At 59.9% G+C, this 6,341-nt stretch carries 6 protein-coding genes and 1 pseudogene; 1 reads left to right on the forward strand and 6 read right to left on the reverse strand.

Going from position 1 to position 6,341, the window contains the following annotated elements; genetic code table 11:
• From NKI49_RS23075 to NKI49_RS23095, 5 genes are read right to left on the reverse strand one after another with little or no spacing between them, the layout of a single operon-like run.
• Window positions 1–921, reverse strand: a complete 921-nt coding sequence (locus NKI49_RS23075; protein WP_352606215.1) for a phosphorylase family protein — start codon at window positions 919–921, stop codon at window positions 1–3.
• 14 nt (window positions 922–935) lie between these two features.
• Window positions 936–1,727 carry an ABC transporter permease gene (locus NKI49_RS23080; protein WP_352606217.1) on the reverse strand — a complete coding sequence of 264 codons (792 nt, stop codon included), beginning with the start codon at window positions 1,725–1,727 and terminating at the stop codon, window positions 936–938.
• Complete coding sequence (locus NKI49_RS23085) at window positions 1,720–2,607, reverse strand: ABC transporter permease (protein WP_352606219.1); 888 nt, start codon at window positions 2,605–2,607, stop codon at window positions 1,720–1,722. The genes NKI49_RS23080 and NKI49_RS23085 overlap by 8 nt, the downstream gene beginning before the upstream one ends.
• Window positions 2,604–3,641, reverse strand: coding sequence for an ABC transporter ATP-binding protein (locus NKI49_RS23090; protein ID WP_352606229.1), 1,038 nt, complete (start codon window positions 3,639–3,641; stop codon window positions 2,604–2,606). Before NKI49_RS23090 ends, NKI49_RS23085 begins: the two co-directional genes overlap by 4 nt.
• A gap of 27 nt (window positions 3,642–3,668) precedes the next feature.
• The gene (locus tag NKI49_RS23095; RefSeq protein WP_352606221.1) at window positions 3,669–4,709 is read right to left on the reverse strand and encodes an ABC transporter substrate-binding protein; all 1,041 of its coding nucleotides are present in this window, start codon (window positions 4,707–4,709) and stop codon (window positions 3,669–3,671) included.
• 146 nt (window positions 4,710–4,855) lie between these two features.
• Between NKI49_RS23095 and NKI49_RS23100 the strand changes: the two genes are divergently transcribed.
• Entirely contained in the window at window positions 4,856–5,905 is a 1,050-nt protein-coding gene (locus NKI49_RS23100) for a LacI family DNA-binding transcriptional regulator (RefSeq protein ID WP_352606223.1), read from the forward strand.
• 354 nt (window positions 5,906–6,259) lie between these two features.
• On the opposite strand, the pseudogene NKI49_RS23105 reads toward NKI49_RS23100, so the two are convergent.
• A pseudogene (locus tag NKI49_RS23105) lies at window positions 6,260–6,341 on the reverse strand (FAD-dependent oxidoreductase); the annotation flags it as partial.

Below are 6,341 nucleotides of genomic sequence, written 5' to 3' on the forward strand. Positions count from 1 at the left end.
TCAGAACCGGCTGGAACGCTCTGCTGGTTGGGGCGACTTTAACCCTTGGCAAGAGCATTCCGGATTGGCCGGAAGTCGCGCCGCGGTCTCCAGCGCAACCCGCGAGGCGGTCATCGAGAGCTTCGGCAATACGTCTTTTTGTAGCAATTCCTGGCGGTTGCGGTCCATATAGTCATTAAAGCCTGCCGTTACGAACGCAAGAGGCACGAAACACGCGCCGATCTCGCGCGACAAGGTAGCCTCAGGGGCAATTGAATGGTTGATCACGTCCGCTCCCATGTTTCGATACGCCAGAGCTTCAGCGGGGGTTGTCAACCGCGGCCCGTAGCAGTGGGCAGCGACCAACTGCTGTTCGATGCCATGGACCCGGCATTCGGCAGGCCAATGGCGCCGGGCGGTCTCGGCCAGCAATGCCGCACATCTTGGACATACGATCTGCTTGCCCGAGCAGTCGAAGCTCTGGCGGCCGGGCAGCAGTGAAAACGGGGTCTGCGATAGTTCGATGATATCGGCGCTCACCACCATGTCTCCGGGCTGGATCGCCTTGTTGACGGCGCCGACGGTCGAGCAGGCGAGGACTTGCCGTACACCCGCGTTCATCAAGACCCAGAACGCACGGCGATGGCAGGAATGGTCGATATGGTCGCGCGGATTGCCGTGCGAATACATGCACAATGCACGTTTCGTTTTACCTTCGGCTGTAATCGACGCATCGAACTCGAGAAGCTTCCAGTGGTCGGAGCGACCGAAAGGCGTTTCAAAACTCATGTCGCGCCGCAAGGTGCGCGCACCCTCGAATTCGATATCTTCCGGGAAGGCAAGCCCCCAGTTTGCCGAGCCGGTGATGATGGCCAACCCTACTTGAGGTATGTCCGTTGATTGATACGCCAGATCGGCGGCTGGGTGATGATGTGTAGGCATGTTTCCAGTCTCGGTCAGGATTTTTGGCGAAGGCTCACAATCAGGACGACGGCCACGACGATGACGGTCCATAATGTCGAGATCGCCGCGATGGTCGGATCGATCTGATCGCGCAGCGACAGGAACATAAGCTTCGGCAGCGTGCTGTTTTGGCCGCTTGCGACGAAGATGGAAATGACGGACTCGTCTAGCGAAGTCAGAAAGGCCATCAATGTCGCCGACAACAGACTGATCTGAAGTTGCGGGACAATAATTCCGCCAATGGCTCTCGCCCAGTTCGCGCCGAGGCTGCGCGCCGCCTGCACCTGGTTCCAGTCAAAGCGGGCCAGAGCGGGCAACAACACAATGCATGCGACCGGAATGGCCAGCACCACATGCCCGACCAGGACACCGAACAGCGTCCCGACCAGACGTTGCGCCGCCAGAACAAAGAAGAGCCCGATCGCCAGAAGGATGCCCGGCACAATGGACGGGGTGAGCAGGATGCCCTGAATGAGAATGGCGGCCTTTCCGCCAAGCCGATTTATCGAAATGCAGGCCAGCAGCCCCAGCGGTACGGCGACCACCGCCGTCAATGTCCCAAGGATCAGGCTCGTCCTGAGTGCGGTCATCCATGTCGCCGACCCGAAGAAAGTCTCGTACCAGCGCAACGAGTATGCGCGCGGCGGGAACTCGAGAAGATTGGACGCCGAAAAGGACAGCGGCACGACCACGAGCGTTGGCAACATCAAAAACGCCATCACGAGTACGGAAAAGCCCCACAGGAAAATGCGGAACAGCCTGTTGTCAGGATAGGCCTCAAGCATGGGCCGCACCGTTGCGCGTCAACAGTCGCCGTGCCGCCAGAAACATCATCCCGATCATCGCCATGACAACGAGGAGCAGAATGCCCAGGACGCTCGCCGAACCCCAGTCCTGAAAGGTCGACAATGTACGCTCGATCCGGGTAGAGAGAGGATTAACTTTGCCGCCGCCAAGCACCGCCGGCGTGATGAAAAATCCTATGGTGTAGATAAAGACGATCGTCGAACCCGAGAAGATGCCGCCGGCCGAAAGAGGCAGAATGACTCTGCGGATCACTTGCCCGAGAGAGGCTCCCATGCTCGACGACGCGCGAATGAGGTTTGCGTCGATATCGCGCATCGCGGCATAAACGGGCAGCAAAAAGAGCGGCAGCATGTAGTGAACCATGCCGATGAGCGTTCCCGTGAAGTTGTAGACCAGCGGCAATGGCTCCGCTGTCAGACCTGAACCTGTCAAAGCCGCGTTGATCAAGCCATCGCGCCGCAAGAGCACGAGCCAGCCATAGGTTCGCACCAGGATTGAGGTCCATAATGGCAGCATCACGAAGGCCATCAGCAAATTGGCGACCCTTGGTCTGGCGCTGGCCAGAGCGAGCGCCAGCGGGGTGCCGAGAAGAATGCAGATCGCCAGCGTGGCCAAGGATAGCTCAAGGGTTGTGACGAGTGCCGACCACGTCAGCCCGCTCGAAAGCACCTTCTCGTAATTGCTAAAAGTGTATTCGCCTCCCGTGGTCAGGAAGGATTGCCGGATGATCCACAGGATAGGCAATACCGCCGCCAGTCCAACGATGAACAACGCTGGCAGCGAAAGCGACAGGAAGAACCGCCGCTCGCGCAGGGCGTCTGCCGCGAGTGCGGGATCCGCGGTTGCGGTCGCGGTCACGTTTTCGCTTCCGGCAACGGGTGAACTTTCGCTGCTGGCGCATAAGCGGTCACCCGCGCGCCCGTGGCAAGCTCGCCGCAGCCGCTGGCCAGGGCCGCCGGAATGCAGACAAGAACCTCTTGCCCGCCATCCAGCACCAGAGTCAAAAGCCAGTTCTCGCCGCGAAACGCCTTGGCGCGTAGTGTTCCGTCGAGCGCCATCCCATCTCGCCCGGCGTGCCTTGCATCAAGATGGAAGCTTTCCGCGCGGATCATCAAAGTGGCTCCCGAGGCATCGGCGCCGTCGATTCTGCGCACCAGGCCTGGGGCCACAATGTTGGCCTCACCCATGAACTCCGCGACGAAGCGGGTCGATGGGCGATCATAAATCCGCTGCGGCGTGTCGATCTGCTGGATGCGGCCGGAATTCATCACCGCAATCCGGTCTGAAATGATCAGCGCTTCGCGCTGGTCATGCGTCACATAGATCGTGGTGATCCCCAGATCGTCATGCAGACGCCGGATTTCGTACTGCATGGTTTCGCGCAGATTCTTGTCGAGGGCCGACAGCGGCTCGTCCATCAGCATCACGCGAGGCTCGAAGACGATTGCCCGCGCCAGCGCCACCCGCTGGCGCTGACCGCCGGACAATGCGGCAATGTTGCGCTCCGCCAGACCTTCCAGTTTCACGCGGGCCAATGTGTCAAGCGCTCGCCGACGGGCCTCCGCCTTCGGCATCTTTCGCAGCGCCAACGGATATTCGACGTTCGACAGGACGTTCATGTGGGGGAACAGGGCGTAGTTCTGGAACACTATGCCGATGTCCCGCTTGTTGGGGGCCAGGCGAGTAATGTCCCGATCGCCCAACAAGAGTTTGCCGGAATCCGGCCGGACAAAACCGGCCAAAGCCATGAGCAGCGTGGTCTTGCCCGATCCCGATGGCCCTAGCAGCGTGAGGAATTCGCCAGCTTGAATGTGGAGCGAAACATCATCCAGTGCGACATAGGTCCCGTAAGACTTGCTGACGCTGTCGATGGTGATCGGGAGCGACTTCATCATGTGCTCAAGCCTTAGAGCTGAGACTCAGCGGGCCATCATCTCATCGAAGGCTTTTTGGGCAGCCTCACCGTTCTTGACCCACCAATCTGAATTCGAAAACACCGAAGTGCCAGCATTTTCGGGCGCGGTCGCCAGGGTCTTGAGACGGTCTTCGGGGATAAGGCCACCCTCATAGCCAGCAGGATTGACCGGGCCATAGGCTATGAAGTCGGTCAACTTCGCCACGCGCGCGGGCTGTGTCATCGCCGCGATGAGCTTCATAGCTGCTTCCTTGTTCGGCGCCCCCTTCGGCACCGCAAGACAGTCGGTACCAATGACCGAACCCTTGAACGTGTAGTCGGCCGCGCCTCCATCCGCTTTCACGGTTTGGGCCCGCCCGTTCCAGGTAACGACCAAATCCGCCTCACCATCTTTCAGCAACTGCGCCGACTGCGCTCCCGAAGTCCACCACACCGCGACATTTGGTTTGATTGCTTCAAGCCGCTTGATGGCGCGATCCAGACCCTCCGGCGTGCTGAGAACGGGATAGACGTCCGCCGGTGCTACGCCATCAGAGAGCAGCGCGATCTCAATCGAGTCTTGGGCATTGGCACGCAGCGCACGACGGCCGGGAAATTTGGCAACGTCCCAGAACTCCGCCCATGTCTTCGGCGGGTTCTCGCCATAGGTCTTGGTGTTCCACGACAAGACGGTGCCATAGGAGTCGAACGGATAGCAGTAGTCGGACTTTGCGCCGTCCGGCACGGCCTTTGGGTCGATGATCTTGTAGTCGAGCGGCTCCAGCAGCGATTGTGCGGCGGCCTGCGCTCCTTCCGGTGAACCCAGGTGAATGACGTCGGTCGTGACCGCACCCGAGGTGACCTGCATCTTCAGGGCGGCCAGGCCGTCGCTTAGGGTCTCCTCGCGGACATCATAGCCAAGCTCTTTGGCAGCAGGGCCCCACATGGCCTCCTTCATGGCGTTGCCATAGTCGCCACCCGCGGTCGTGATGGTGACTGATTGGGCATAGACCGGCACGGCCGCCGAGATAGCCAATGCCGTCAAGGAAATGCGTAGCCAGGACATAGGTTCTCCTCCCTAGGATTTGTCAAGATGCGCTTAAAATAGCCGCTTCTTTGTAATCGTAACGTTACGATTGCATCGCAGCGTGCCAGAGTCAAGCTGCTTTAGCGAGAGCTTGGATTGACCGTGAGGTGGAATCCGGTAACGTTGTGACGGTCAGCAAGATCAGCCGGCGCTTTCACAAAATGAGGTCGGGCGAGGTGGCCAATCTAAAACAGATCGCGGCGGAACTTTCCCTTTCGGTGACCACGGTGTCGCGCGCTCTAAAGGATGGGCCGGAAGTTCATCCCGCCACCATCGCTCGCGTCAAAGAGGCGGCGAAGCGGGTCAACTATGTGCCAAATCATCATGGCCGCGCGCTCAAAACCGGCCGCACGCTGACGATGACGGCCGTATACCCGATGGAGACACAAGACCATCTGTCCGATCTGTTGAAGCTTCCCTTGATCGAAGGCATGACGCTGGCGGCGCGGCAAGCGGGTTATAGTCTGTCCATCTATTCCACCACGCCCGATGACGATCCCGTCGAGAGTGTGCAGCGACAGCTTCAGGCGGGTAGCACAGACGGACTGATTATCACGCGCATGGTCTCGGGCGATCCGCGCGTTAAGCTATTGCTGGATAGAGGCATGCCATTCGTCGCGTTTGGAAGAACTGACCTGGACACAGCATATCCTTATGTCGACATCGACAATGAACAGATTGCCTACGAGGCGACCCGGCGGCTCATGGACAAGGGCTGCCGACGCATTGCGCTGCAACTTCTCGTTCCGGGGGACCAGGCGAGTGCCATGCGTCTTTCCGGGTACGCACGCGCAATGGCCGAGGCTGGTATTCCGATCGACCAGTCGCTGATCGGTCATGGAATGTTCACCATGGAATCGAGCGCAGCCTGGTTCGATCGCATGCTGGCCTGGCCAGATCAGCCGACGGGCTTGGCATGCGCCAACGAACTGGGCCTTCTGGGGGCATTACACGCTCTTGGCAGAAGAGGTCTCGCGCCAGGCAGTGACATCCACATTGTCACTCGGGACAGCACGCGGCTATCGCGCTTCCTGCCTGCGAAGATCGGCGTTCATTTCGTGGATATGGCGGCGGTTGGACGCAAACTTGTCGAAGTCCTGGAGAGCCGGATCGTCAATCCCCTCGGGCCGGTGGAGACAGTCTTGTTCAAAGGTGAGTTCGACCCCGGCGAATAGTCGGGGCCGACTTTGAAACCTTGTCAAACATGCATCACCCGCGGCATACCGTCGGGCGACCTTGAACAACCATGGGGGCGGGTTCGCTCCTCGCAACCGTTCCCACCTAACCTCGATGTTCCTGCCGGTCACGCTGCTGCGGCTGCAGCGACCATCAGTGTCGGATCCGTCCACCTTAGACCGGGCAACTCGATCGAACGACTGCTTCTGGGATCTACGGCCGCCGCTCCCAACGACTCCAATGAGGGCGTGCCGACGGCTCAATTGGGGCCGGCAGCAGACTGGCTGGTATTGTTGGGCAGCCGACGGTGGCGACGACGTAGGGGGCGGTGCCGGAGAAGGGAATCTGTGCTCTCAAACCAGCATCGACTGCTGGGCGAAGATGCCCGCCATCGCGCCGTGCGATGATGCCGTGGTGACCGAGGCCATGAGGGGG

The organism is Mesorhizobium sp. M0587 (genome assembly GCF_040320945.1).
Classification (GTDB): Bacteria; Pseudomonadota; Alphaproteobacteria; order Rhizobiales; family Rhizobiaceae; genus Mesorhizobium.